Source organism: Streptomyces sp. Ru62 (assembly GCF_002920615.1).
GTDB lineage: Bacteria > Actinomycetota > Actinomycetes > Streptomycetales > Streptomycetaceae > Streptomyces.
The window spans coordinates 46,179-73,001 of sequence record NZ_PQSU01000036.1; the positions used below are offsets into that span (position 1 = coordinate 46,179).

At 69.8% G+C, this 26,823-nt stretch carries 17 protein-coding genes and 6 pseudogenes; 11 read left to right on the plus strand and 12 right to left on the minus strand.

Annotated elements, in window-relative coordinates:
• Positions 1-143: 143 nt before the first annotated feature.
• The 3 genes and pseudogenes from C3492_RS35980 to C3492_RS46265 all read right to left on the minus strand — a co-directional run.
• Positions 144-3,857, minus strand: coding sequence for a S8 family serine peptidase (locus tag C3492_RS35980; protein WP_103816847.1), 3,714 nt, complete (start codon positions 3,855-3,857; stop codon positions 144-146).
• Positions 3,858-4,325: 468 nt separating this feature from the next.
• Positions 4,326-4,805, minus strand: a pseudogene (locus tag C3492_RS45195) (transposase family protein); the annotation flags it as partial.
• Positions 4,806-4,993: 188 nt separating this feature from the next.
• A pseudogene (locus C3492_RS46265) lies at positions 4,994-5,080 on the minus strand (transposase family protein); the annotation flags it as partial.
• A gap of 1,044 nt (positions 5,081-6,124) precedes the next feature.
• On the opposite strand from C3492_RS46265, the gene C3492_RS35990 reads away from it, so the two are divergent.
• Together C3492_RS35990 and C3492_RS35995 are read left to right on the plus strand one after the other, a co-directional pair.
• Entirely contained in the window at positions 6,125-8,281 is a 2,157-nt protein-coding gene (locus tag C3492_RS35990) for a serine protease (protein ID WP_103816848.1), read from the plus strand.
• Positions 8,282-8,356: 75 nt separating this feature from the next.
• The gene (locus tag C3492_RS35995) at positions 8,357-8,923 is read left to right on the plus strand and encodes a hypothetical protein (RefSeq protein WP_103816849.1); all 567 of its coding nucleotides are present in this window, start codon (positions 8,357-8,359) and stop codon (positions 8,921-8,923) included.
• A 195-nt stretch (positions 8,924-9,118) separates the two neighbouring features.
• Here the strand turns inward: C3492_RS35995 and C3492_RS36000 are convergent.
• A pseudogene (locus tag C3492_RS36000) lies at positions 9,119-9,763 on the minus strand (TetR/AcrR family transcriptional regulator).
• 545 nt (positions 9,764-10,308) lie between these two features.
• On the opposite strand from C3492_RS36000, the gene C3492_RS36005 reads away from it, so the two are divergent.
• From C3492_RS36005 to C3492_RS36015, 4 genes are all read left to right on the plus strand, one after another.
• The gene (locus C3492_RS36005; protein WP_103816873.1) at positions 10,309-10,602 is read left to right on the plus strand and encodes a hypothetical protein; all 294 of its coding nucleotides are present in this window, start codon (positions 10,309-10,311) and stop codon (positions 10,600-10,602) included.
• Between the two features lie 134 nt (positions 10,603-10,736).
• Positions 10,737-10,904, plus strand: coding sequence for a hypothetical protein (locus tag C3492_RS44935; protein WP_171159365.1), 168 nt, complete (start codon positions 10,737-10,739; stop codon positions 10,902-10,904).
• Positions 10,905-11,835: 931 nt separating this feature from the next.
• Positions 11,836-12,123 (plus strand): hypothetical protein, encoded by a 288-nt coding sequence (locus C3492_RS45200; protein WP_219822112.1) that lies wholly within the window; start codon positions 11,836-11,838, stop codon positions 12,121-12,123.
• 440 nt (positions 12,124-12,563) lie between these two features.
• The gene (locus C3492_RS36015; RefSeq protein ID WP_103816850.1) at positions 12,564-13,067 is read left to right on the plus strand and encodes a GNAT family N-acetyltransferase; all 504 of its coding nucleotides are present in this window, start codon (positions 12,564-12,566) and stop codon (positions 13,065-13,067) included.
• Between the two features lie 555 nt (positions 13,068-13,622).
• On the opposite strand, the gene C3492_RS36025 is transcribed toward C3492_RS36015, so the two are convergent.
• Positions 13,623-14,843: a S53 family peptidase gene (locus C3492_RS36025; protein WP_103816852.1), complete on the minus strand. Its 1,221-nt coding sequence runs from the start codon at positions 14,841-14,843 to the stop codon at positions 13,623-13,625.
• A gap of 752 nt (positions 14,844-15,595) precedes the next feature.
• Here C3492_RS36025 and C3492_RS36035 point away from each other — a divergent pair.
• Positions 15,596-17,398 (plus strand): S53 family peptidase, encoded by a 1,803-nt coding sequence (locus C3492_RS36035; protein ID WP_103816853.1) that lies wholly within the window; start codon positions 15,596-15,598, stop codon positions 17,396-17,398.
• A 535-nt stretch (positions 17,399-17,933) separates the two neighbouring features.
• Positions 17,934-18,659, plus strand: a complete 726-nt coding sequence (locus C3492_RS36040; RefSeq protein ID WP_103816854.1) for a dienelactone hydrolase family protein — start codon at positions 17,934-17,936, stop codon at positions 18,657-18,659.
• 249 nt (positions 18,660-18,908) lie between these two features.
• On the opposite strand, the pseudogene C3492_RS46725 reads toward C3492_RS36040, so the two are convergent.
• Positions 18,909-18,995, minus strand: a pseudogene (locus C3492_RS46725) (IS5/IS1182 family transposase); the annotation flags it as partial.
• 21 nt (positions 18,996-19,016) lie between these two features.
• Between C3492_RS46725 and C3492_RS36055 the strand changes: the two are divergent.
• Positions 19,017-19,223 (plus strand): hypothetical protein, encoded by a 207-nt coding sequence (locus C3492_RS36055; protein WP_181140722.1) that lies wholly within the window; start codon positions 19,017-19,019, stop codon positions 19,221-19,223.
• A gap of 282 nt (positions 19,224-19,505) precedes the next feature.
• Complete coding sequence (locus tag C3492_RS36060) at positions 19,506-20,138, plus strand: DUF4253 domain-containing protein (protein ID WP_258056083.1); 633 nt, start codon at positions 19,506-19,508, stop codon at positions 20,136-20,138.
• A 28-nt stretch (positions 20,139-20,166) separates the two neighbouring features.
• On the opposite strand, the pseudogene C3492_RS36065 reads toward C3492_RS36060, so the two are convergent.
• Positions 20,167-20,262, minus strand: a pseudogene (locus C3492_RS36065) (IS5/IS1182 family transposase); the annotation flags it as partial.
• 13 nt (positions 20,263-20,275) lie between these two features.
• On the opposite strand from C3492_RS36065, the pseudogene C3492_RS47025 reads away from it, so the two are divergent.
• Positions 20,276-20,593: pseudogene (locus C3492_RS47025) on the plus strand (IS5/IS1182 family transposase); the annotation flags it as partial.
• A 110-nt stretch (positions 20,594-20,703) separates the two neighbouring features.
• Here C3492_RS47025 and C3492_RS36075 read toward each other — a convergent pair.
• The 5 genes from C3492_RS36075 to C3492_RS36095 all read right to left on the minus strand — a co-directional run bounded on the left by C3492_RS36075 (position 20,704) and on the right by C3492_RS36095 (position 26,817).
• Positions 20,704-22,992 (minus strand): peptidoglycan recognition protein, encoded by a 2,289-nt coding sequence (locus C3492_RS36075; RefSeq protein ID WP_181140725.1) that lies wholly within the window; start codon positions 22,990-22,992, stop codon positions 20,704-20,706.
• Positions 22,993-23,490: 498 nt separating this feature from the next.
• Positions 23,491-23,988 (minus strand): DUF4265 domain-containing protein, encoded by a 498-nt coding sequence (locus C3492_RS36080; protein WP_258056085.1) that lies wholly within the window; start codon positions 23,986-23,988, stop codon positions 23,491-23,493.
• 903 nt (positions 23,989-24,891) lie between these two features.
• Positions 24,892-25,371 (minus strand): ATP-binding protein, encoded by a 480-nt coding sequence (locus C3492_RS36085; RefSeq protein WP_258056086.1) that lies wholly within the window; start codon positions 25,369-25,371, stop codon positions 24,892-24,894.
• Positions 25,372-25,638: 267 nt separating this feature from the next.
• Positions 25,639-25,953: a phosphatase PAP2 family protein gene (locus C3492_RS46275; RefSeq protein ID WP_258056087.1), complete on the minus strand. Its 315-nt coding sequence runs from the start codon at positions 25,951-25,953 to the stop codon at positions 25,639-25,641.
• Positions 25,954-26,301: 348 nt separating this feature from the next.
• On the minus strand, positions 26,302-26,817 hold the full coding sequence (locus C3492_RS36095) for a GNAT family N-acetyltransferase (RefSeq protein ID WP_103816858.1): 516 nt from the start codon (positions 26,815-26,817) through the stop codon (positions 26,302-26,304).
• Positions 26,818-26,823 lie beyond the last annotated feature (6 nt).

The following is a 26,823-nucleotide window of genomic DNA, read 5'->3' on the forward strand; positions in this document are numbered from 1 at the left end:
CGCCCGGCGGCCCTGCGGTGCAGTGCCCGGAGGCCGCCCGTCGCCGTCAGATCCTCTGACACCTGGGAACGCCGCGTGGGCGGGGCCGCCGGCTGCGGTCCCACCCACGCGGTTCTGTCCCGGGTGACTCCCGGGGGGTGACGTCAGCGCAGGCCGAAGGCCCGGGTGATCGTCTGCGAGACGGTGTTGCCCGCGCTGTCCCGGGCGCCGACCCGGAGGGTGACGAAGTCGGCGGACCGCGGCGCGCGCAGGTTCGTCCGCCATCCGTCGTCGCGTCGGCTCAGGTCGGTCCGCTGCCAGGTCGCACCGTCGTCGTACGACACCTCGACGGTCGGTTTCCCGATGGTGGTGGTGGTGCCTGGCAGGTGCGAGGCGGTCACCGTCAGGCCGGCGTGCCGGTCGGCACGGCCGGACTTGTCGGTGTCCACGCCGTAGTCGAGCTGGATGAGCGGCAGGGACACCACCGCATCGCTGCCGGTGACCGCGGAGGTGAAGTCCCACTCGGTCAGCGTGTGCGTCGAGTACGGGTTGGCCCAGGTGCCGCGGTCGTTGTCGAGGACCAGCCGGTAGGGCAGGCGCTCGGCGCCGAGGCCGGGAACCTGAAGGTACTCGGCGTTGCCCCAGTCGAGCTGCTGGTCGCCCTGGTAGAGCGACATCCAGTCCTTGACGTCGAAGTTCGCGCCGGCCTCGCCGACGTGGCCGGACCCCGAGTCACCCCAGCCGGGCGCGGTGATGTACATGGTGTCGAGGTAGCGCACCGGCTGGTAGTTGATCGGCCCCATGCGGGGCCGCTGGATCGGGCCGAACCAGCTGACCTTGCCGGTCCTGCGCGCCGGGTAGGTCAGCGGCTCGATCGAGTGCTGCCCGGTCTCGCCCTGGATGAAGGCGTCGTCCAGCCACGTGGTGCCGGCGGTGACCCAGTCGGTGCGCTCGCCCTGGGCAGGCGCGGTGAGCTGGTTGCCGACGGCCCAGCCGCGCCAGACGTCCGGGCGGAACTCCATCGCCTTGCCCTGCCGGTAGTTCCGGAAGGAGACGTCCACCCGGCTGAGATCCCTGGACTCCTCACGCCAGGTCGGGTCCGCCGGAACGGCACCCGTCCAGTGGTGCACGACGTCGTAGACGTAGTCGGTCGTGGGGTGCGAGGTGACCTTCAGCGAGACCGTGCCGTGCCGGAGTCGGCCGAGCAGGTCGGCGCCCTGGTCGGCGTTGAGCGTCGCCACCGTCACCGGGGCCGGGCTCTCCGGGCTCCAGGGGTTCTCGTCCCAGGGCTCCATGCGGCCGACGCCGTCGTTGACGACCAGCAGCAGCCGCGCGCCGGCGGCCGCGGCGACCTCCGCCTGGGCCTTGATCCCTGCCGTGCCGGCGCCGCGCACCACGACGGCCTTGCCGCGCACGTTCTGCCGCGCGAGCTCCTCGGCCGTGCCGTCACCGGCGAAGACCGCCGTCAGGTTCCGGGTACCGGCGGGCAACGGCGTGGCAGCGCGCTTGACCAGCGGGTCGTTGAAGGTCGTCGACTTCGTGCTCACAGTCAGCGCAGGCTGTTCGAGGCGGAAGCGGGCGCCGGTCTCGAACTCGCCGTCGGTGACCTTCTTGTCGGTCGGGAGCGCCCAGATGCTGTCGTACGACGAGTCCGGCAGCATCGACGTCTCCACCAGGCTGTCGGTGAAGGACCGGTGGGCATCCAGGCGCGGCGCGACGGCGGTGGTCTGCTGCGGCACGCGCGCCAGGATCCGGCGTGCCTTGCGGCCGTCCAGGGTGACGGTACGGTCCTGGTCCAGCTTCACGTCGTTGAAGGCGAGCAGCACCATGCCGCGTGAGTGCGGGCCTTCGGCGCCCTGCACGTCACCGGTGAGCCAGCCGCTGTAGCTGCCGACGGGCAGCCGCGCCGTGCCAGTGCCGGACGCGTCGAGGTCCATCACCGTGAAGAGGTGCTCGGCGGTCAGGACGACCCGGCCCTCCAGCGGCTTGCCCGAACGGTCCTTGGCGATCACGGTCAGATTCTGCCGCTGGCCCTCGCGGGCGGCGCCGATCAGGGTCCGGGCGCGGACCGTGCCGGCGCCGTCCGTACCGGTGATCATGGCGCTGACCGACTGGTCGCCCGCCAGCTTGTCCAGAGCCGCGGTCAGCCTGACCGCGGCGGTGCCGTGCGCGGGCACGGTGACATGGTCCTCGGAGAGGCTGAACAACCCGGCCGGGACGGTGCCGTCGACCGCCAGGCTGAGGCTGGCCGGGGCGTCGCCGACGTTGGTGTACGTCACCGTCTGGACGTCAGTCTCTCCGGGCTTCGGGGGCCACGTGTGGAAGCCGGAGTAGGCGGTCGTGGTGGCGAAGACCGTGGTGTGCACGGCCGCCAGCGCGTCGAGTCGGCCGGCGCCCGCCTGGTACGGGGTGTACGCCGTGGTTGCCTTGGCGCTGCTGACCAGCGCCTCCTTGAGCTGGGTGCCCGTCCAGTCGGGGTGCTTGGAGGCGAGGAGCGCGGCGGCACCGGCGACGTGCGGTGTCGCCATCGACGTGCCGCTCATCGTGGTGTAGTAGCCGGAGCCGCGCTTGTAGTGCGAGCGCGCCGCGACGATGTCGACGCCGGGCGCGGTGATCTCCGGCTTCAGCCCGCCGTCGCCGTCACGCGGGCCCTGGCTGGAGAAGTCGGCGAGCGTGTCGGTGGAGTCGACGGCGCCGACGGTCAGCGCGGAGTCCGCGGCACCGGGGCTGCTGATGGAGTGCGGGCCGCCGTTGCCCGCCGCGATCACGAACAACGCGCCCGTGTCGTGGCTGAGTTCGTCGACGGCCTGGCTCATCGGGTCGGTCTTGTCGCCGCCGCCGCCCAGACTCATGCTGATGATCCTGGCCTTCTGGTCACGGGCGGCCCACTCCATGCCCGCGATGATCCAGGATTCCTGACCGCTGCCCTCGGAGTTGAGCACCTTGCCGACGGCCAGCCGGGCGCCGGAGGCGACACCCCGCTCCTTGCCGCCGGAGGCACTGCCCGTGCCGACGATGGTCGAGGCGACGTGCGTGCCGTGGCCGTTGTAGTCGGCGATGCCGTCCTCGCCGGGGACGAAACTGGCGCTGTCGGACACCTGCCCGACCAGGTCCGGGTGTTCGGTGTCCGCGCCGCTGTCGAGCATCGCGACCTTCACGCCCTGGCCGGTGTCGCCCTCCGCCCACACCTTCTGCGCGCCGATCTGGGCGGTGGAGTCGGCCAGGTCGGCCTTTACCTTGCCGTCGAGCCACACGTGGGCGACGCCGCCCGCGAAGGACGGCTTCGCGGACCGGGCCGCCGCGCCGGAACCCCCGGTGAGCGAGGACCAGAACTCCGGTGCCTGCTTGTGGTTCTGGGCGAGGGCCGCGCCCTGGATGCTGTCCAGGCGGCGGACGTCGGTCGAGCCGGCCATCTTCGTCCGGGTGCGGGCCTTGGCGGCAGCTCCGGTGTAGCGCACGATCAGCGGCAGCCGGGAGCTGTGCGCGTCGTCATAGCCCTCGGTGATCAGCCGCGTCACGTTGAAGAGCTGTTTGTCGAGTTTGCCGGCGCTCACGTACGGCAGGGCGGCGTCGGGGTAGACATATGTGGCGCCGTCCACGACAACGCGGTGGAAGCCGGTGGTGGCTCCGCCAGCGGCCTGGAAGGAGCGCACGACGGTGCCGTCGGCGGCGGTCCCGATGGTGACCTTGTCACCCGTGATCAGGGTGACGGTGTGCGTGCCGGCATCGCCGGGGGTTTGGTGTCCGGCGTCCTTGTGCGACACCTCGCCGGCGGCGTACGCGGACGCAGCGGCAGTCGCCGGTATGAGGCCGAGTGTGAGCGCGGCCGCCACGGCGAGGGCGATCGGCCCGGGCCGGGGGATGGGAACCTTGGGCAAAGAAGACTCCTGAGACGCGGCGAAGAGCGAAAGATCACTGGATCCTGTGGCCTCCCCCGCCGTCGTTCAAGGGGTCGCACATGTCGCTCTTGCGCCGTGGCACAGTTGCGCCGCGAGCAGGCGGCGTCGCCGGCCACCGCGCGTCCGGGGGACGGCGGCGGACCGCCCCATGAATTCGGCGTAGGGACGGAGCAACGGGCCTGTGGGGCATCCCAGCTCGGCGGCTTGGCGCATGCCCTCCGCCGGGGCGGACGCCAGGTGCGGCGAGCCCGCGCTCTCACGTCGGCAGGGAGCGAGTATCCGTCGAATCCGTGTCGAAGTCCGCTTACGGGGCGCCCAGTTGCGGAATCGGTGCAGGTGTTCAACCTGTGGACGACGCTCTACTCGCAACACGCCTTCTCACAGCGGCTACCGAGCTCGTGAACGGTAGGCGGTGGGGCGTAATGTGCCTCGGTGGGACCTGGCGTTTCACATTGTTCGTGCCGGGGCCAGGTCGGCGGTCTGCTGGTGGGACAGCAGGGCGGCGACGGCTTGCACGGTGTCGCTGATGTGCTCGCGGCGGCCGAGGTGGCGGGCCAGCGCCCGCCAGTACTTCAGGTGCGCGATGCCGTGCTCGACGCGGATGCGCCGCGAGGAGTGCGCCTTGCGCTGTCGCTCGTGCATCTCCTCGTACCAGTCCGGGGCGTTCTTCTTGAACTTGCGGTGCGGTGGCGTCACGACACACCCGCCAGTCTGTGCACCCAGGCCCTGGTAGCCGGCATCAGCGAGAATCTCCACGGCCGGACCGCCCGCCAGGAACCTGACCAGCCCTAACTGGCGGGCATGGGTGATGTCCGCGCAGCTGCCGTGCTGGGTCGGGCTGCAGAAGAGCACCCGGCCGTCGCCGCCCGTGACGACCATGGTCTTGACCGCGTTCTGCTTGCTCTTGCCGGAGATGACCTTGCCCCGTTTGTGCGTCCGGCTGCCGGCCTCCGGACCCGGATCTCAGTTCCGTCGATGACACCGGTCTTCCCGCTGGCGCCGAGATGGTCGACGACCTCGGCGAGGGTCCGCAGCCGCACTCCGAGGCTGATGGTGCACCCTCGCTCGGCGAGCAGGGGCCGCACTTCGCCGACGACACGGGTGATGGTGGAGCGGTCCACGCCGAACCAGCAGGCCAGTACGTCGTGCGTGGTGGCGTGGCGGAGATGCACGAGGGTGGCGAGGAGCCGGTCGACGAACACCAGCTGGTGCTTCGCTCCCGCGCCCAGCCCGCTTCCGTGGCCTGGACGCAAGCTTGGCCTGGTGCCGGGCGTGCCACAACGGGCCTACCGCTGCGACGAGTTCAGCGATCACCTCAGCCGACAGGCCCGTGCTCCTCCGGTCGCTGACGATCGCTGCACGAGACGGGTTCCCCACCACACGACCATGATCGACGATCAGGCGCTCGACGTCTCACCGCCTACCGTGCACGAGCTCGTTAGGGATGACCCGGGCCATCGGGCACCGGATGCCTGCCTTTGGCGGCAGGGCGCCGCAGGACGAGCGCAGTCGCCGAGTTCGACCTTGTGGAGGGGCGTCCAGGGAGCTCTGTCCGTGCGAGGAGGTAGACGATGACGCCGATGTCGATCCCGACCGGATGGCGACCGGTCCCGGCGGCGGTGGTCACCTGCCACGGCGCCGTCACCAGGTCGGCGCCCTCGGCACGGGCCATGGCGTCCAGGGTCCATGGCCGGTCAGGCGGGTGGTGACTCCGAGGACGACGACTCGTTTCGCAGCGGCTTCTGACCTGGGCCTCTGCCGGATGACCGGTGACCATGGCGTCGAAAGGGGCGAATAGTCGCCAATTCGTGATCGCGTCATGCGCACATGCGGACGGATGGCGGGCAACCGCGCCGATGGCGTGGCAGCGAGCGTGAATTCACGTCTGGTTCACGCTGCGTCCCCTTGCGTGTAGCGGTAGGTCGAGAGGCGGGCGGAGACTTGCGCCGGCCGACGGGACGGGCAGCAATCCACCGATCCGGAAGGCGAATTCGGGATTCCGGCATGGCGGGATCTCTTCGCCGCGCGGCAGGGGAGAGGGTCGTAGATCGTTTCGGACTCGGGGCCTCGCTTATGGTTTCAGCACAGACGATCCGCACGCATGAACGAATTCGTGCGGTCGCTGAAGAAGTGTCATTTCCCCCGGCATTCACCGCCGCATGTGACACCACCTGACGGCCTGACCAACCGTGAGAGGTACGAATACATTGCGTTCCCGTGTAAGACGCCCAAGATGGAGATCAAGCGTGCTGGGCCTGGCCACGGCAGTGGTCCTGCTGACCGCACCCGCTGTGTCGGCCGCGCCCACGGCCTCTCCGTCGCCGTCCCCGGCGCGCACCGGCGCCGACACCCCCACGCCGGCGCGGACCCAGGGGGAGAGGGGCCCCACACCGTCGCCGGCGCGTACCGAGGCCGGCACACCACCGGCCTCTCCGAAGCAGCCCGGCCCGCGAGCACCGTCGCCCTCGGCCCCGGCGACCGAGCCGACGGACACGCCCAAGCCGCCGGAGGAGCCGCTGAAGGCGACACCGGAGGAGATCGCCGAGGCCAAGGCCGCGGAGGCGTACTGGACGCCTGAGCGCATCGCCAACGCTGTGCCGGTCGACATCGGCAAGGACGGGGCGGGCGCCGACGGCGGCGATCCCGAACATCCGCCGACAGGGAGCGGGATGACGCGCATGGCGTCCCACCCCGACACACGAGGCGTGGCGACCGCGGGAGTCTTCCTCATCAACAGCGACGACGACCCGCAGTCCGATCCGGGCAACCGCGACCAGTTCTGCTCCGCGTCCTCCGTGACCTCGCCGACCAAGTCGCTCGTCATCACGGCGGCCCACTGCCTGAACGACAACGACCGGTTCAGGTCCCTCGCCTTCGCCCCCGGCTGGAAGCCGGATCCCGCCCACCCGAACCGCGGCATCGCCCCCTACGGCATCTTCCCCATCAAGAAGGGCAAGATCTGGATCGACGGCCGCTACCTGGCCCAGGGTCCCGCCAAGGCCGACGACCTGGACTTCGCGATCCTGCGCAGCGGACCGAACTCCAAGGGCCAGTTCCTGGAGAACGCCACGGGCATGGGCAACGAGCTCACCACCCTGCACTCCGCGCAGCTCGCCCAGCACAACGTCACCCTCATAGGGTTCCCGGGCAACGCGAAGGCGCCCTTGGTGTGCCCTTCGACCAACACCAAGGCGTTCGACGGCCGCTTCCTCGAAATCGCCTGCGACGGCTTCGCCCCCGGCGTGTCCGGCGGCCCCTTCCTGCGCGACTTCGACGGAAAACGCGGCGACATCATCGGTGTCATCGGCGGTTACAAAACCGGCGGCACCAAAGACGACGTCTCCTACTCCTCCCAGTTCGACGCCGACGTCGTGCGCCTGTACAACCAGGCGGTCAACGACTACGCACCCGACACCCCCAAGGGCATGGACGGCATGGGAGACGCCGAACTGTGGCGGCACGCCGTCGGAGCCGCCTCCGGGACGTTCCACACCGAGTCGCAGAAGTTCGGCGACTCCGACCTGATCGTCACGTGGACCGACGGCGAGGTGACCCTCTATCCCGGCGACCAGAACCAGGGTTTCTACACCGGGTGCAAGGCCGGCCAGCCGTGTGAGGTGCAACTGGCGAAGCCCAACGACATGTGGAGCAAGTACGCCGACGTGATCACCGCCGGAGACTACACCGGCTCCAACGCCTACGACCTGCTGGTGAAATGGGTCGACGGCGAAGTGACCATCTACAAGGACATCGACCAGAACACCAAGCTGCCCACGTCGACGAGCCAGCACCCGGCCAACGAGATACAGATCGCCCCGGCCGGATCGATCTGGAAACACGCCAAGGGCGTCGCGACGGGCAAGTACGGCGGCAACAAGTGGCCCGACGACCTCGTGGTCCGCTGGGTCGACGGTGAGGTCACCAAGTACGTCAACGTCGACGGCGGAGGCTTCCACGCGGAGACCCAACTGCTCGCCAAGAACAAGCTCTGGGCCGACCACGCCGACCTCATCACCGGCGGCGACTTCGACGGCTCGACCGGCGACGCCAACCACGACCTGTTCGTGAAGTGGTCCGACGGTGAACTCACCGTCTACCAGGACGTCGCCACCCGGGGCCTGGGCGGCGAGTCCCAGCTGAAGGCGAAGAACGGCACCTGGGAGCATGCCCGTGTCGTCGCGGCAGGCGAGTTCGGCGCGAACGAGTGGGAGGATGACTTGTTCGTACGCTGGTCGGACGGCGAGGTGACGATCTACGGCAACACCCAGGCCGACGTACTCGGCCGCGAGTACATGCTCGTCCCGCCGCCCACCGCGCGCGCCGCTGCGGGCATCCGGCGCTCGGACGATCCCTGTGCCCGGGTCTGCGGCCCCGAGCTGTACCGCCGCTCCATCCGCCGGTAAACCCTGTACGACGTGCCGCCGCGGCCCGCGCCCGAGCCGGGACGGGGCGGCACCCACTCCACCGACTGGAGTCCCATGCGTGCACACCAGAGTCTCGGCCTCGCCCTCATCGTCGCCACCACCGCCCTGACGGCCGGCTGCGCGGAACAGAAGAACCGGGAGACGACGACCGAACCCGGCACCACGGCCTCCTCAAACCCGGCCACCACCGCTCCGGCCCCCTCCTGGGAAGGCAAGGCACCCCAGGAAGACGCCATGCGACGCGCCACCCGTGCCCTGAACGCCGTGGAACCCGACGGCGCCTCACGGGTCGACGAGGGGATGGAGAACCTCGTCCGGGGACTGGACAAGACCTACACTCCGAAGGAGAACCGGCCCCACACCTTCGACATCGCCTGCCAGGCACCCACCCACCGCACGCTGACGCTGACCCTCTCGCGAGGTGACGCGGAAAGCGAGTGGGAGGTGACGTGCGGCGACCGCGAGGCCGACCAGTTCAACATCCCCGCCGGCAACCGCTTCACCGCCCGGATCCCCGCCGCCGGCCGGCATGTCCAGGGATTCATCCAGTGGCGCCTCAACACGGTCGCCCCCGCCGACGTGGAGGGCTGCAAGGACGACATCAGGGGATGCGAGAAGTGAGAGAACGTGCCTGACCGACCGGCACCCGGTCCACCGGGCAGCGGTCCGTCGGCGCCGGTGCCGGACCGGCCTCGCAGCGGCGGCCTGCGCGACACCGCGAAACCGGAGCGAGAATTCTCAGCTCCATGCCGAGGAGGCCGAGGCGCCCCACCTGCCGGTCACCGCGTCCGGCTCTGGCTGCTGGTATGCAGCCAATCAAGGCGTGCTGGGCGAGTGCCTGAGCCGCAGGCGCGATGCCGGCGGCAGCGGCGTAGCGGCTTCCGTCTCCGGTGCGGCGCGGAACGCCTCGACGACGTAGGCGGCGAAGCGGCGGGAGGCCCTGACCCGGTCGTCACGCGGTGTGTCCTTGAGGCCCCGGTGGGCCATGAGCATGAGGATCAGGTCGTCGACGACGAAGCCGGGGCGCAGTCGGCCGGCCCTCTGGGCCCGGCGGGCCAGTTCGCCGACGGCGCTCAGTGTCTGCTCCTGGTCGGTGGCGAAGTCCATGGCCTCGGGAAAGGCCGTCACGAAGGCGTCGGCGAACCCCCCGGCTGTGTGCGCGGAGTTCGCAGATCCGCTCGACCAGGTCCTGGAATCCGTGCCACGGGTCCGGGTCCGCGAGGGCGTCGCGGACGGCGGCATGGCAGGCCCGCCGCTGCTCGGCGAAGGTCTCCGCGATCAGTGCCTGCTTGGTCGGGAAGTGCCGGTACAGCGTGGCGGGTCCGACGCCTGCGTGCCGGGCGACCTCGCGCAGGGGCGCACTCAGGCCCTCCTCGACGAACACCGCGCGGGCGGCGCCCAGATACGAGCCCGGTTGTCGCGGACGTCGGAGCGCACGGTCCGAGGCGATCGGTCGGTCATCGTCTCGTGATGATCTTTTTGGCGCAGCCGCCAGGGCCCGCTCGGCACATGATCGACCACGATCCGTCCGGGTACGCCGCAGCGCGGCGTCGAGCACAACTGAGCCGAGCTCCCGCTTGCTGCACATCGCGTCGAAGGCGTCGACTGCCAGCCCTCGTCCAGCATGTCCAGGAGCTCCAGTGCGACGCTCGACCTGCCCTTACTGGACATGCCGATTGAGGAAGACGATCCGACCGGGTGTCATAGCCGCACGGTCATACGATGTCGTGCCGCCGCCGCGTTTCAAGGGATTCTCCAGTGCGCAGTCGTTCCACCTTTGCTCGACGCAGGAATTGCCACCAGCTGCGGCGTCGGCTATGGGATGAGGTCACTGTGGTCCCCGGCGCCGGCAGGTGGCGACACGCTGGCGTCCAGGAGACGCACCTCCGTCCGACTGCGGAGTGACTGCGCAGGTGACGGCGAGCGGGCCGCTGTTCGGGACGGCTGTAGATGGCCCGGTTGATCGTGATGCAGTGGTCGCGGCGCGTCGGGGTATACGGCTGCGCATGGCACCGATGACCGAACGCCTCATGTTCCTGCGGGCCGTGCGGCAGTTGCACCGCGTCCGCTCCTTCTACGCCGGGGGTGTCCTGTTGTGGGCCGTGTGCGCCGCCTGGACCGGCTGGCAGGCGCCGGGGAGCCGGCAGATGTGGGCGTGCGTCCTCCTTCTCGCCGTCTTCACCTGCCTCCTCGTCACCGCCGGCCTGTCCCTGAGGCGCCTCGACGTCCCCGAGACGGGCCGGCCCGCGCATCACGCGGCATCACATGAGGGGGCAAGCCCTCGTCACGCTCACGCCTGACCCGTCACTACCGCCGGCCCGCCGACTCGGCCCGGGCCGCGCCCGGCGAACCAGCGGTGGTCGGAGGTGGCTTCACGTCTGCGGAGACGGTAACCGGGCATACGGGCTTCACCCCTTCGAAAGGAGTTCGTCTCATGCTCGGCATAGTCGCGGCGGTGCTGTTCTTCGTGTCGTTTTTGATCAACGCGGCGGATCTCAGCACCAACGACGTGTTCTCTTCGACGAATGTGATGCTGCTGGGGCTGACCGCTCTGGCTCTGCACGTGGCCGGTATCGGTTCCGGCTGGACCCGCAGACGCTGACCCCACCCTCACCCCGGGGCCTGGTGACAGTTGTCACCGGGCCCCGTCTTCTTGCTGCCGGCCTGGCTCGCGTCAGCGTGCCCGCGACTGTTCAGCAGGGCAGGGTACCGGCGCACATGCGGAGTACGGCCCTGGCCATCCAGGCCCGGTGTAGTGAACCGCCCCCGTACCGGGCTGGTCTTCGCGGGGCGTGGCACCGTCGGACAGTCGAGTAGCCGCCGCGGCTCGCCAGTGATCCTTTCCGCCGTTCCGGTGAGCACCGCCGGCAGGGAAGGCGAGGCACCCCATGGTGTGCTGCTCCCACAGGGGGCAGCGCCCCTCGACGCGGTGGAGCACGGCGTCCGGCCGCGGTCCTGTCGCTTTCCAACGCCAGCCTGGGAGATTCTCCCGATGCCACTGCGCCGACGCCGAACTCGTCTCCCGGCGCCCGCGAATGCACTCACGTGCAAAGTGGAAAACGAGTCGCGAGTCGCGAACATATCGCTCTGTCCCCGCACTTGGCCCACCCTCGGTGTGGCATGTCAAGGCTGTCATACTCCGCGGGAGCCTGCCCATAGCCGAGAACTGTCTCCCTCTGCTCGCGATCCAGGGCGCTTTGCCGCCGCGTGTACTGTGCGAGCGGCAGTGGCAGACGAGCGGGACACCCGGGCCGCCCGTTGTGACAGCACGGCCCGGTCATCCATTGCCCCATACGGCCGATTGCGGGCCGACCGTCACAGGGCCCGTTGGGTGCCGTCCGCGTTGATCCAACGCTATGGGTCGGGGCAGATGCTGGAGATGTGCGGCGGCCTCCGTTGTTGACGGATACGTGGATGCCGTGACGTTGTCCGTGGCAGCAACCGGAAGGGGCAGGCTGGCGCGTACGCGTGCGGATGCCAGGACCGGGCATCCTCGACATGAGCGCAGGGGCGAGGCACGGCTGCCGGCAGTGGTGGCGACGCTTGCCGCGATCGCCCTGTACCCGCCCCTGCCGCAGCGGTTGCTGATCGCTCCTCGTTATGTGCTCCCCGCCCTGGAATGTCTGCGGCTCATTCCGCTCATCGCGATCAACCCTGAAAGTCTGACCCGGCAGACGAAGGCCTTCCGGGTGCTCTCGCTGACGCTCGTAGCCGTCATCGCCATCAGCAATCTCGTGGCGCTGACCATCCTGATCCATGAGCTGGTGTACGCCGGCGTGAAGGATGGCCGTTCACTGCTGGTGGCTGCGCTGCAGGTCTGACTCACCAACATCATCGTCTTCGGCCTGGCCTACTGGGAGCTGGACCGGGGTGGCCCGGTCAGCCGCGCCCAGGCGCCCCGCTCCGCTTTGCCCCTGGCGGACTTCCGCTTCTCACAGGACGAGAACGACGACGCCGTCCAAGAAGTCGCCGATGGCGCCAGCGGCGCCTCGGACCGGGTTCCCACCTTGGTGGACTACCTGTATGTGTCGGTCACCAACTCCACGGCCTTCAGCCCGACCGATACCATGCCGCTGTCGACCCGCGCCAAAGTCATGGTGAGCGTTCGGAAGCCGTTGCCATACCGATCATGGAGTCTGTCGATCGAACGGGAGTCTCGATCGGGTGATCGCGGGCCCTGCCCGGCATGAGAGCAGGGCCTGGCGGTATACACGGAAAATCCAGGGGAGCGGACGGCCGCGCGCTGCTACGGTCGGGCGCCATGAGCTGGCTTCCCGATGACTTCGTCCACCCCGTCCTGGTACCGCTGCAGGGCGGTGGCCATCACCTGCGGCCGATCCGGGAGGCGGACACCCCGCTCGACTATCCGGCTGTGATGGGTTCGCGCGAGCGGCTGTGGACCATTTTCGGCCCGGCCTGGGGCTGGCCCGCGGCCATCATGACCTACGAGGCCGACCAGGCCGACCTGTTGCGGCACGAGAAGGAGATCGCCGCACACCAGTCCTTCAACTACGCGCTGTTCGACGCGGCGGAGACAGCTCTGTTGGGCTGTGTCTACATCGACCCACCGGAGAGGGCCGGCGCGGACGGCGAGATCTCCTGGTGGGTGGTGGACGAGCTGGTGGGCAGCAAGGTCGAGCAGGCCCTCGACGCGCTGGTGCCGCAGTGGATCGCCGCCGACTGGCCGTTCGAGCAGCCGCGCTTCCTCGGCCGCGAGATCTCCTGGTCGGACTGGCTCGCCCTGCCGGAGCATCCCGACAGGTAAGTGGTTGTTGCCCGTACCGATCTCGAAGGCTGTCGACCGAACGGGAGTCCCGATCGGGTGACTGCGGCGGTTTCCGCGCGGGGAAGCAGGGCCTCCAGGTAGCTCGGGGGTGCGATCCCATCGACCAGCCCGGGGTTCCGTCCCCCTCTCCCTCGGCAACACCCGCCAAGCGACCCGGGAATCCCGCCAGGAGGCCAACCCTCACAGTAACCTCCGGCACCCCCACGAGACCGGCCAAGTGCCATGGTCACAAATGCCGTTGACCGCGCATGCCGCCCGGCCGGGCACACTGTGCTGCGGCCGCCCCCGAGGCGCGGCGGCCGGTGTGCAAGCGGTGCGGGCAGAAGTTCACCGACCAGTGCTGGGAGGAGACCACCGCGCACAGGACGGCCTGGAAGGCCGGCGACTCACCAACAAGGTGCACGCTTGGGGCCGGCTCCGGCATTGTCGCCGACTCCGGACCAGGTCACGGAGGACCAGAAGCGCCGCGACAAGGCGGCGGTCCTGGTCCCCCGCATCTCACGAACTGCCGACCGGCTTGGTTCCTGTCGTCGTTCAGCCGGTGAAGGCGGCGGTGCCGTTGGGGACGCCGAGCCCGGTCGGGCCGTCGTAGCCGGTGGTGCCGGTGCACAGGTAGGTACCGCCGCAGCTGCCGTTGGAGCCGCTGGTGACGTCGTACAGCGCCGAGGTGTGCGCGTACGGGAAGGACGCCGGGGAGGAGCCGGAGGACGGGGCGCCGCCCAGCGCGTAGGTCGCCGCGATCAGCGGGGCGGAGGCGCTGGTGCCGCCGAAGACCATCCAGCCGGTGGCCGAGCGGTAGCTGTCGTAGACCGCGACGCCGGTGTTCGGGTCGGCGACCGCGGACACGTCCGCCACCGTGCGGTTGGCGCAGCCGGTGTCCTTCTGCCAGCTGGGCTTGGCGTCGTACTTGGAGCAGCCGGAGCCGGCGCCGCTCCACACGGTGTCGGTCCAGCCGCGCGTGTTCGAGGCGGTGGTCAGGGACGTACCGCCCACCGCTGTCACATACTTGCTCGCGGCCGGGTATTCCACGCCGTAGCCGTTGTCGCCGGAGGAGACGGTGATGGCGACGCCCGGGTGGTTGAAGTAGGTGGAGTCGTACGTCGCGTCGCTGGAGGACTCGGAGCCGCCGTAACTGTTGGAGACGAACTTCGCGCCCAGTCGCACCGCGGTGTTCACGGCCGTGCCCAGGTTGGTCATGGTGGCCGAACTGGCCTCGACCAGCAGGATCTTACAGTTCGGGCAGGCCGCGCTGACCATGTCGAGGTCGAGGGAGATCTCCTCGGCCCAGCCGGAGTCGCCGCGCGGGTAGTTGGTGCCGCCGTTCTGGTCCACCTTCCTGAAGCAGCCGTTGGCGGTGGTGCATGCGGGCAGGCCGTACTGGGAGCGGTAGACGGCGAGGTCGGCCTCGGCGTTCGGGTCGTCGTAGGCGTCGACGATCGCCACCGTCTGGCCCGAACCTGCGCTTGCCGACGGCAGGTTGTAGGCCGCCTGCAGCGAGGCGGGACCGTATCCAGAGGGAGCGGCTGCCGCGGTCAGTTCCCTCTCGGCGTGTGCCGATTTCGGTGTACCCGCGGTGACCTGCAGGGCGTTGCAGGCCATCTCGCCCTTTTTCGTCGGGGCGGCGCAGGCGTGGGCGACGGTGACGCCGTGGGACGGGGAGGTGGCGGCCTGGGCTGCCTGGCCGACGGGGGCGGCCATGGCCAGAGCGGCCGTGGCGAGCGTGGCCACGGCGGTGAGGGATACGGTTCTGCGCAACGTACGTCCTCCGCAGGGTGGGTGAACCGGGAAGAGCTGTGGGGGTGCGCGGTACGACCTCGGCGCGGGGCGTGCACCGGGGCCGCGTAGACCGTATGGATGTCGGGGCCACGACAACAAGGCGGCAATTGAAAACGGAACGTTCTTTTGCCTTTCCTGGGGTGTTCATGTGCCGTTGCTAGGCGAGTCGTGGCCGAAATTCGGTCCGACCGTGACTCGACGGACCCGGACAGCGCTTCACTCAAAGGTCATCGGACGCGCTGGTCCCGTCGATTGCGCGGCAGACGGGGGGAGTGTCGCGACGACGGCGCAGCAGTGGGTGGTCCGTGTTGCCGTACGTCTGGTGTGGAGCAGACGGCCGGTCCCGAGGAGGGTGCCGGAGGGCCGCGGAGGAGGCGGTAAAGGTCCTGGTACTGCGCCGCCTCGCCGATGAGTTCGGCGCCCTGGGGGTGCAGGCGGTCGATGGTGGGACCCAGGGGCGTCGTCACCCCGTGTGGATCAAGGACGTGTCAGCCCCCTCCTATGAGGGGGCCAACCATATTCTATGGAGGGGCAAAGAATGCCCTCCGGTACTGCCGAACGCGCCCGCGCCGGAGCTACGTTCCTCGCGCACACTGTCATGTCATCATCACCAGCTCTCCTCAGCCAGTGAGTGTCATGCTCATGACTGCGCGGTCGCCGCCGCTACGCGCGTCACGGGCCTGCCCCCACTCCGTACCACGACCCCCACTTCCTCACGGAGGCAGTACCCCATGCGTGAGTCACGCCCCGGCCGGCGCAGGCGGAGTCTGCGAAGACTCCTGTCCGTCGCCCTCCCCTCCCTCGCCCTCTGCGTCGCCGGCCTGGCCGCGGCGCCGACCGCCGAGGCCCAGTCCGGCACCGCCACCACGGCCCACGTCACCCGGGCCGCCCAGAACGCCAAGGCCCTGACCGCCCCCGAACGGCAGACCTTCCACTCCACCGGCAAGGCCGGTCAGAAGGTCCCCACGACTCACCTGTGCGCCACCGCCGAGCCGGGTCACGCGTCCTGCTTCGCCCAGCGCCGCACCGACATCAAGCAGCGACTGGCCACCGCGCTCGCCGCCGCCACCCCGTCCGGCCTCTCCCCGGCCAACCTGCACAGTGCCTACAACCTGCCCTCCACCGGCGGCACCGGCATGACGGTCGCCATCGTCGACGCCTACAACGACCCCAACGCCGAAGCGGACCTGGGCACTTACCGTTCCACCTACGGCCTGTCCTCCTGCACCAAGGCCAACGGCTGCTTCAAGCAGGTCAGCCAGACCGGCTCGACCACCTCGCTGCCCGCCAACGACACCGGCTGGGCGGGCGAGGAGGCCCTCGACCTCGACATGGTCAGCGCGGCCTGCCCGAACTGCAACATCATCCTGGTCGAGGCCAACTCCGCCAACGACACCGACCTCGGCATAGCCGAGAACGAGGCCGTCGCGCTCGGCGCCAAGTTCGTCTCCAACAGCTGGGGCGGCTCGGAGTCCTCCGGCCAGACCACCGAGGACACCCAGTACTTCAAGCACCCGGGCGTCGCGATCACCGTCTCCGCCGGTGACTCCGCCTACGGTGCCGAATACCCGGCGACCTCCCAGTACGTGACCGCCGTCGGCGGTACCGCACTCACCACCGCCGCCAACTCCCGCGGCTGGACCGAGTCCGTCTGGCACACCAGCGCCACCGAGGGCACCGGCTCCGGCTGCTCCGCCTACGACCCGAAGCCGACCTGGCAGACGGACACCGGCTGCGCCAAGCGCATGGAGGCCGACGTCTCCGCCGTCGCCGACCCGGCCACCGGCGTCGCGGTCTACGACACCTTCGGCGGCTCCGGCTGGGCGGTCTACGGCGGCACCAGCGCCTCCGCTCCCCTCATCGCCGGCGTCTACGCCCTCGCGGGCACCCCGGGCGCGACCGACTACCCGGCGAAGTATCCCTACAGCCACACCGCCAACCTGTACGACGTGACCACGGGCAACAACGGCTCCTGTTCCACCTCGTACTTCTGCACCGCGCGCACCGGCTACGACGGCCCGACCGGCTGGGGCACCCCCAACGGCATCGCGGCCTTCACCGCCGGTACCGGTGGCGGCGGCACCTGCACCCCCGCGCAGCTGCTCGGCAACGCGGGCTTCGAGTCGGGCAACACCGTCTGGACCGCCACCACCGGCGTCATCACCAACGACACCGGTGAGGCCGCGCACGGAGGCTCGTACAAGGCCTGGCTCGACGGGTACGGCACCAGCCACACCGACACCGTGACCCAGTCGGTGACCATCCCGGCCGGCTGCCACGCCGGCTTCTCCTTCTACCTGCACACCGACACCGCCGAGACCGGCACCACCGCGTACGACAAGCTGACGGTGTCCGCCAACACGACCACCCTGGCGACGTACTCGAACGTCAACGCCGCCACCGGGTACTCGCTGAAGACCTTCGACCTGTCCGCCTTCGCGGGCCAGACGGTCACCCTGAAGTTCAGCGGTGTGGAGGACACCTCCCTCCAGACCAGCTTCGTCGTCGACGACACCGCCCTGACGACCAGCTGATCCCCGCAGCGGGCAAACCGGTCCCGCACACGGCAGCCGTCGTGTGCGGGACCTTCGCGTGCAGGAGACCCGCCCGTGCGGAATCCGCGCGCGCCGACGGTACGTCACATCCGCACCACGGCCGACCGAGTGGCCACCGGAGAAAGGCGGACACCATGCGCCGTACGACACGCATCCCTGTGGGTATCGGCCCCGGCCCAGGGGGGCGTGTTCACACCACGATCCTGCGCAGTGACCGCGGCGGGGTCGCTCGACAAGAAGTTCGGGAAGCGCCGCCGGCCGGGCCGCTGTGCCGGCTCTACAGCAAGAGTGACGCCGACCCGCCTCACCTGACGGTCACGCAGGGAGGGAGCCCTGGAGATCTTCGAGGAACGAGGTGTGAGCGTCATCCTTCGGTGAGAGCCGGGGAACGAACCCCGTCTGCGCGCAGCGGCGTCCGGTGCGCCCGCCCTGCGGGAACACGCCGGAGACCCGCCTTCTGCCAGCGGCAGAGCACCGGCCCGACCGGGCTCGACGATCACTACAGTCCGGGCTCATGACGACGGTTACCACGCGCACGATCGCATACGCGGCCGACGGCCTGACGATGATCGGGCACCTCGCGCTCCCGGCCGGTGCCGACCGCCGGCCCGCGGTTCTGGTCGGGCCCGAGGGGGTGGGGCTCAGCGACGTCGAGCGCCGCCGGGCCGATGCGCTCGCCGAGCTGGGATACGTGGCCCTGGCCTTCGACCTCCATGGCGGGCGCTATTTGAGCGACCCCGAGGAGATGCTGGCCCGTTGCATGCCGCTGCTCGCCGACTCCGACCGGATGCGAGGCATCGGCCACGCGGCGCTCGACGTGCTCCGCGCCGAGCCGCGGACCGACCCGGACCGGATCGCCGCCGTCGGCTACGGCACCGGGGGCGCCATCGCGCTGGAACTCGGGCGCGACGGCGTCGACCTGCGCGCGATCGCGACAGTGAACGGACTGACCACGGGCCGACCCGGCGAGGCGGCGCGCATTCACTGCCCGGTGTGGGCCGGGGTCGGGTCGGAAGACCCGATCATGACGCCCGCGCAACGGGACGCATTCACCGCCGAGATGCAGGCCGCGGGCGTCGACTGGCGCCTCACGGTCTACGGCGGCGCCTTGCACGCCTTCCATCACCCACCGGTCGACCACACCGTGCGTCCTGGGGTCGGTTATCACCCTCGGCACGCGCAGCGAGCTTGGCGGGACGTCGTCGACCTGCTCGCCGAGTGCCTGCCCACAACGGAGTGATCCGGGCAGACTGGGGTTTCTGCACAGGGTCTGACAGCTCGTTGCGTCAAGGCATCGCTCTGGGAAGCGTCATCCGGACTCCCGCGGACGGCGGCGTGCGGGGATGCCGAGGTGGACGGCTGGTCGCTGAACTCGGCGTTGGTCCCGTCGCGCTTCGCGCGGAGGAGGGTGAGGGTGAGGGTGAGGTCGATGCACTCGATCTCACCGATCCAGTCTTCGGCCTCAACCTGCGTCCTGGGTCCTGCGTCCCGCGTCCCGCCGGGCTTGAAGGGTGGGGCGGATGAGTTCCCCTCCCGCGTCGGACAGGTCGCTGGGGTAGCGTCGCCTGGGCTGCATACGCGTGATGCCATCAGGCGAGTGCCTCTGGGGCGGCAAGCCGGATCCCTCATCGCCGGCCGCTTCATGCCCCTGGTCAAGGACATGGCCGCGATGTTCGGTTGGTTCGACACCGGCCGCTACGTCGCCGACCCCCGCCGCCCGCAGCAGCTGTTCGGCCCCGTCCCCACAGCCGAGGACGCCCTCGCCCGGTACACCGACGAACTTGGCACGGCGCAGCACCGGTGACGGCCCCGCATCCCGGTTTCCCCCGGCCCGGGCGGGGGCCGACCGGTGCGTGCAGGGACCGCTCTTCCCGGATCGGGGACGGCCGGTGTCAGCGACCGAGGCTAACGTGCGCGCATGGACTCGCCACTGCCCGATGGGCTTCCGCCAGGCCGTTGCCTTCCCGAAGTCGTCCATGGCGACTCCCCCTCATCGCGCATGTGGCTGTCCGAGGAACCAGTTTCGGATCCCGTGGGGTCGTGGACGCACTGCCAGAGTGCACGGGAGGCATCCGGAATGTGGCCAGTGCTCGTCTCCACCCTTTACGGTCCTGGGCGGCCCACCGCCCTCGCGGCCGTCGACGCCGTGGACCTTGATGACGTGCTGGAACGGGACTGGCGCTCCTATCGAGCTTTCCAGCTGAGGCAGCTTGCAGCGTCGCAGGAACCGGAGGACCTGCCAGAGGGCGTCGAACCCTGGGACGAGGATCCCGGGGCGCCGTTCGACCGGTGGCCCGGCCTGGCTGCCGGCGTCCCTTCCCTGGCCGGAGCCGACTCTGATGCCGCCGCCCGCACCGCCATCGCCCGGCTCACGGCCGGCCCTTTCCGGCTGCCCAAACCTCATCTGGCCCTTGTTCCGGCCACCCGCTCCGCCGACATTCCCGCAGTCATGGGCTGGCAGGCGGAGGCTCCTCTGCCCTTGCTGTGCGCCCTGCTCCGCAGTTGGGGGGACCGCTTCGGTGCGCAGGTCATCGCCTTTGACGGCGCAATGATTCACATCTCCGTCGCCCGCCCGCCCCGGGACACCCATCACGCCACCCACCTCGCTCTCGAACACGTGCTGACGGGCGCCGACAACATCAACGACGGCACCGTCCCGTATTCCGACTACGCCGCCTCACTCGTCGACTCTCCCCTCTGGTCCTTTTGGTGGGACTGACAACGGCCGACGCAGCGAGGTGAGCCGTGCGGTGTGTGATCAGGCAGCAGGCGAGTTCCAGGAACGCTATATGGATGTGGGCTCGGCGTTCACAACGGACGCGAAGGCGCCGGAGGCCGTGGAGCCGGAGGGTGTGGGTGGAGACCTTCACGGGGCTGTGGTTGGCGCAGTCTTCGGGTCTGTTGAAGGTAGTGCGCGAGCGGGCGGCAACGGCACTCTGCGGGGCCGGCCGTGGTCAATGCCGCTTGCCGAGCGGGTGCTGAGGGTCGCGGTGTACGGGCCGAGCTGTCGCATGGTTAGGTTCGTGCCGGGCGGCGGCCCGGCCCGTGCCCGGCAACACCGCCGATGCCAGGACATGGCGGGACTCCGGCCTGGCCGATCACTGCCAGGGCGTGACCGTGCTCGGCGACGGCGCCTACATCAACACCGGCCTGATCGTCCCGCATCGCACACGCCGGGACGGGTGGGCACGGTCGACGTCGCATCGCAGTAACGGACGAAGCGGCCGGCGCATGCATGTCCACATGCGCCGGCCGGCATGGCGTGCTCAACCCCGTGGATGGCGTTATTTCATGTAGACCAGGCCGTCGGTGGTGACGGTGGGACGGCCGCTGGTGCCGACCACGACGATCTTGACCGTGTGTTTGGCGCTGCTGGACCAGGACTTGGTCCAGATCGCCTGCCGGTACGACGTGGTGGAGGACTTCAGGTCGACGGTGGAAACCTTGGTGCCGTCGACGTAGACGTAGGCCTGGCCGGAGCTGGAGGCCCGTGAGACCACCCAGGCGACCGAGCGGCCGGTGAACGTCCAGGTGAGGGCGGCCCCCTTGGAGGCGCTGGAGTACGACTTGCCGCCGAGGTAGCTGGTGGAGGAGCGGGTGCTCCAGGTGCCGGACTTGGTGGCGGAGCTCTCCTGGAGGATCACCGGGGTGTACGCGGGGGAGGAGGTGCGGTAGTTGCCGGCGTAGTCGTAGGCACGCATCGACCAGGTGGTGGCGGTGCCGGACTTGGCGGTTGTGTTGTAGCTGGTCGTGGCAGGGGTGAAGGTTGCGGTGGTGGGGGACAGCAGCTTCACGTACCGCAGGGCTTTGTCGTCGGTGGCCTTCCAGCCGAGGGAGACCGGGACGGCGGTGGTGTTCACGGTCCCGGTCCGCAGGGACAGCTTCGGCGTGGTGGTGAAGGTCGGAGCTGTCGTCTCCGCGACAACGGTCAGTGCGGCGCTGGTTGTCGTCTTGCCGGACTGGTGCACGGCCCGGACGGCGACGCTGTGGCTGCCCACGGCCAGGGTGGTGGTGGCGGAGGTGGCACTCCCGGACGTCGTGGCGACGGTCTTGCCGTCGACCAGCAGCTCGAACTTCGAGATCAGCGAAGCCGGTGTGGTGGCCGTCCACTTCGCGGTGAGGGCGCCCTTGGTGTAGTACGTCGAGCCGGAAAGGGTGGCACCGCTCACCGAGGTGACCTTCAGACCCTGCACCGGGCCGGCCGCCCAGGTGCGGATGGTCGGCAGCTGGTCGTAGAGCAGGCCACCGGGGCACTCGGTGTTGTAGCCGTCGCGGTGACCGGAGATCCGCTGGAACGTGTACGTGCTGCCGGCGGTGAAGCTGGTTCCGGCGAGGTTCTTCTGGGTGGCACCGGCCGTCAGCTGGGTCGTGCCGGTGGGCTGGGCGCCGTACTGGCCGAGCTTCCAGGCCGCGAGGCGGGCGATCGAGGCCAGTGCGGCGTTGGAGGCGCTGGTGGTGGTGTAGTCACCGAGCACCGCGACCGCGGTGGACTCCCGGTTCCAGCCGTAGGTGTGGGCGCCGAACACCGGCAGGTCGACCCCGCCCTTGCGCCCCTCGAAGAGGGTGCCGCACTTGTCGACGAGGAAGTTGTAGCCGATGTCCTTCCAGCCGCTGACCTGCACGTGGTACGCGTAGATACTCCGCACGATCGATGCCGAGTCGGCGCAGGAGTAGTCGTTCGCCCCGTCGGTGTGGTGGACGAACACGGCCTTGACGTCGTCGTTGTACTCGGGTGCTTCCGGGCTGATCGACTCGTCCGCGCCCCAGCCGGCACGCGCGACGATCGGCGGCCGCGGCACGGTCGACGGCGGCGCGGACGGCGTGGTGGCCGACGGGCTCGCGGACGTGCTCGTCGATGGCGATACGGAAACCGAGCCGCTGGGGCTGGGCTCGGACGTGGTGTCGGTCGGCGAGGGAGACGTGGTGGTCTGGCCGTCCGTCGGTGCGGCGGGGGCGCTGTCGCTCGACGTGGGCGAACCGGTGGGTACCCCGGGATCGGCCGGCGCGCTGCCGCTGGGGTCCGCAGTCTCCGCGGGGACGGCGAATCCGGCCGGCTCGGCCGGAGCGCCGCTCGCCTTCGTCTCGGCGGTGGACACCACACCCGGGTCGACCAGGTTGACCTCGAGTCCACCGGGCAGCCTGCCGGCGCGGCCGTTCTCGCGGACGACCTGCACCTGCACACCGTTCGAGGGCCCGACCCACAACGGCTCCGAGGCGCCACGCACGCGCGGGCCCGGCTTCTCCAGCGGGTCGACGTCCACCTCGAGCTTCCGCCAGGCACCCCACTCACCGGTCTCAAGGCTATGGGTGCGCACCCGCACCGTGCCCTCCAGCCGCCTGGCGGCACCCGTCCACGAGACGCCGAGCAGTGAGAACTCCTCGGTGTCCTCGCGCGTGAGCTCCCGCTTGTCCTGCGAACTCCCGGCCAGCGACAGGTCGTAGACCTTCGCCGGCCGCTTGGCACGCTCGGCGCCCGGACCCCCGGACGGGCTGGCGACCGCATAGGTCACGATCCCTCCCCCGCCCAGCACCACAGCACCGAGCGTCAACCACGCCCGTCGCTTGAAACTCAGCGGTCTGTACGCATGCGACGTACGACGGCTCACGACGTATCCACCCCACAGAAGGCCGGCAACGGCCACAGAAGTAAGTCAGATCGGCACACCCGTCACACGGATGACCCGTTTCCTCAGCGGACGCCGGCCGGCAAACGTCACAGGCAAACGGAGAGCAGTGACGCACATCACAGTTTGTTACGCCTGAGTGAGGTGTCTTTGGACAGTCACCTCACGGTGAGCGGGCAGTGGCACGGCCCTCTTCTCGCCTCCCCGCGCGGGCCAAGGGGCGGCCCAAATGCGGTGCCAGTGCGCCGTCCCTGCCGACGCGGTCGGCCGTTGTGGCGTCTCGCACAGCAGGTCCTCTAGCCGACCCGTCGCGGAGGGTCTCGGCTACCAGCGCCGACTCGTCAAAAGCGTCGAATTCTGAGAAGTCCACCCGGTCCGTCCACGCAGCCCTGGCGCTCGCCTTGTCAGCCATCCGCCACAGGTTCGGCGTGACGGTCCAGGCGGCGCTCAATCGTCCTCGTTGCCCGCACTGGCTCTCCAAGCGGCAGTGACACATCCCTCTTCCCAGTGCCACCAACCTTTCGCGTCGCCGTGTTCCAACAGCTTGCGAATCCGGTGGATGTCCGCTTCCGGCGGGATGTCCAGCGCGACCATCCGGAACTGCTCGATGCCCTCGCCGGTGGTGCCGAGACGGTGGAAGGTCTCCAGCACGGTCCGTCGGGCCGCAGCGGAGCCTCCGTCCTTCAGCACGATCAAACGGATGGTGCAGTTCTCCGAGGCGTGAACGGTCTCCCCGGCCCAGAACAGGCCGTCGTCATCGACGTCCACACGGACGACATCGCCGCTCGCTACCCCACGCACGAACCACGGAGTGTTGTCGAGACGCACCGTTCCGTCGCCGAGGTCCAGTGCCCACAAGCTCTCGACGTTCGCCGGCGGCCAGCCGTCCTCGCCCACCTCCATCCGGAAGTGCACCTTCACGTGGGCATCACTGATGTTCGTCACCGCGTCATCATCCACGGGGACCTACGGGGACTGAACCGCGGGGCTGCGGAAGCGATCACTGCTGCACCCCAGGGCCCCGACTACCCGCCGAACAAGCACCCCAGGCCCCCGAGATGCCTCCGACTACCCTCGAGGCACACAGGCATCCCCGGCAACTCCCGTCAGCTCAGCAGAGGCCGAAAGCGGCGCCTCACGGCTCCTCGCTCACCCTTTCCCGGGGTGAATTGGTGAACGTGGAATTGACGCCCTCGGGGTGCTGCTTGCCGGAAGGCGTCGGCTCCCTCCCGGTCGCGCCCGGGATCCGCACCGGCCACGACCGGGACAAGTCCTACAGCGTCCGCCGGCAGTCGACGAGCGGCGGGACCGCGACCACCTATGCCGAGCTCCGGCGCTTCCGGGTGTCCGGGCTTCAGGTCATGCCGATGGGGCGTCAGGGTTTGACAGCCGCTGCGAGGTTCATCGAGCGGAAGCCTTTGCCGTGGTCGTCCACCCGGGTCGTGCCCTTGCGGCCCCTTTCCCGCCGCCCTCGTCGTCCCGGACCCAGGCAGCGGCCGGCATCAGCAGGAGTGGAGCGTCTGCGTGACCGCCACCACTGGCGCATGACGCTTCTGGGCGCGCTGACGCACCAGACGGCCGACGGCCTGCGGCCGAGACGCCGAGCCGCACCGGCGGGCTGCGGCCGCGCCGGACCGATCCGCCGCGAGCCCGCAGCCCGGACCGCTGACATCCCCGTTGCGGTCGCTGCCGCTGCGGTGCCCCGATCACCGGTCGCGACCGTGACGCCCATCCCGCCCGTCGTCCCGTGATTGCGCGCCGGCCGGGGCCGGCGCGCCTGTGCCGTGGCATCAGGGTACGGAGGCACAGGCATCGCCAGCTGGGGAACCAGCGCGACGACCGGGCCGGTTACATCAGTCGGCCTGCCGGGTGTCCGCCGGGATCGTCGGCCAGCACGATGCCGGCTTTGACGCGCTTGCCCACCGGCTCGCGGCGGATCTCGAAGCTGCGGCACACGGCCATCACGATCTCCAGACCGTGTTTGCCGATCCGGTGCGGATCGGCTTCCCGGGGCACCGGCAGGGCCGGATCGCTGTCCCAGACGCTGATCTCCACGGCGCCGTCGCTGACCTCCAGATCCAGCAGGCACGGGCCGGGCGCGTACTTGTGCGCGTTGGTCACCAGCTCGCTGACCACCAGTTCCACCAGGCCCATCGCACGCTCCGACACCGGGATCCCGTGTACGGCCTGCACCTCGCTCATGAAACGGCGGGCCGCGTCCCGGGCCTCACCGATCCGCTCCCCGCCCTCCATATCCAGGGCAACCGCGGACAACAGGGGACGGCGGGCCAGCGGCTGATCCTCGGTCTTCTGCACTACTGCCCTCATACCGTCACCAGCGTCCTGAGCACTCTCGGCCAAGGCGTGCGGCTACCCCCGAAACCAGACCACACACCACCCCTCACATCACGGTTGGGTAAGCGACACGGCGCGGCGGTGACGTCAGGCAGGGTGCATCGATGCCACTTCCCGGGGCTGCGGCTCGCAGGCCCGGTGGACGAGGTGACGTCCGTCAGGGCCTGGTGTCCGGCCTCGGCGCCCTTCCGGTCGCCCGGGACCCGGAACCGCGCCCGGGCCGGGCTGCTCCGCTGGGTGTTACGGCCACCTGCGCAGCGCCAGCTGCGGCAGGTGCCTGACCAGCCAGGCGCTGACGAGTCCGACGGCGGCGCCGGCGGCGACGTCACTGGGGTAGTGGGCGCCCGACTGCACCCGTTCTACGGCTACCAGGGCTGCCGGCACCGCGCAGAGTGCCCCGGCCAACGGCCATGAGGGGACGACCGCTGCGGTGAAGGCCACCGCTGCCGCGGTGTGCCCGGAAGGGAACGACGAGGAATCCGGCCGGTCCTCGACGTCGTCGTGAGGGATCCATTCCTTGGGCGGTCGCGGCCTGTCACTCACCTGCTTGCACACACCGTTGGAAACCAGCTACGCCAAGGTGACAGCCGCCAGACCCGCTACGGCCGCCTTACGCCCCTTCCATCCGCCGGTCCAGGCCATCACCACGGCGGCACCGCACCACAACTTGGTGCCTTCCGCCGTTTCCTCCACCCCCGACAGCGTGCGGTGAAGAACAGGTTCCCGCCAGGAAGTCATCCGCTTGCTCAGACGGCGGTCCATCTCGCGCACTGCACCCAGCAACCTCATGACCTGCTGGTATCCCGCGCTCACCAGATCACGCGCGTCCAGTTCTCCTGTCCTGCGGTGGAGGCTCCGGCAGCGGACGATCACGCAGATCCCTTGACCCTTCGACGTGCGTGGTCAGCTGATCGTCAGCTGCCATCCGATCTCTCCGTCGTGCCACTGGTCGGTGGGGGTGAGGCCGGCTGCGGTGGCGACGGCGGCGGATGCCTTGCGGTCCGGGTGGATGTGGGCGGTGACCGTGTGCACCGGATGCTTCCGGAGCCAGGCGACGAGTGCCCGGGCAGCTTCCGTGGCGATGCCGCGCCGCTGCCAGAGGGTCCCTACCACCCAGGCGATCTCCGCAGTGGCTCCGCGGTCGTCGGCGGTGACCGTCGCTTGGACACAGCCGGTCAGGCAGGCGGCCTCACGGAGCTGGACGACCCAGTTGCACCAGGACTCGCCGGGGCGGGGTGAGCCGGCCACCAAGCGTTCGTAGCGGGCGCGCACACCCTGAGCCGTGTCCGGGGCGCCGCCGATGAAGCTGTGCAGGTCGGGGTCGGACAGCACCGCGGCCATCTCGTCGGCGTACTCGACCCGCAGGGGAAGCAGGGCCAGCCGGTCGGTGTGGATGGGCTCGGGCCTGAGCGTGATCACGCTGCC

Bases quoted from the DNA above. Each gene is read 5' to 3' on its own strand.
- C3492_RS35995 (WP_103816849.1), top strand. From the start codon at position 8,357: ATGCGTGCACACCAGAGTCTCGGCCTCGCCCTCATCGTCGCCACCACC.
- C3492_RS36005 (WP_103816873.1), top strand. From the start codon at position 10,309: ATGGCACCGATGACCGAACGCCTCATGTTCCTGCGGGCCGTGCGGCAG.
- C3492_RS44935 (WP_171159365.1), top strand. From the start codon at position 10,737: ATGCTCGGCATAGTCGCGGCGGTGCTGTTCTTCGTGTCGTTTTTGATC.
- C3492_RS36015 (WP_103816850.1), top strand. From the start codon at position 12,564: ATGAGCTGGCTTCCCGATGACTTCGTCCACCCCGTCCTGGTACCGCTG.
- C3492_RS36035 (WP_103816853.1), top strand. From the start codon at position 15,596: ATGCGTGAGTCACGCCCCGGCCGGCGCAGGCGGAGTCTGCGAAGACTC.
- C3492_RS36040 (WP_103816854.1), top strand. From the start codon at position 17,934: ATGACGACGGTTACCACGCGCACGATCGCATACGCGGCCGACGGCCTG.
- C3492_RS36085 (WP_258056086.1), bottom strand. From the start codon at position 25,371: ATGAGGGCAGTAGTGCAGAAGACCGAGGATCAGCCGCTGGCCCGCCGT.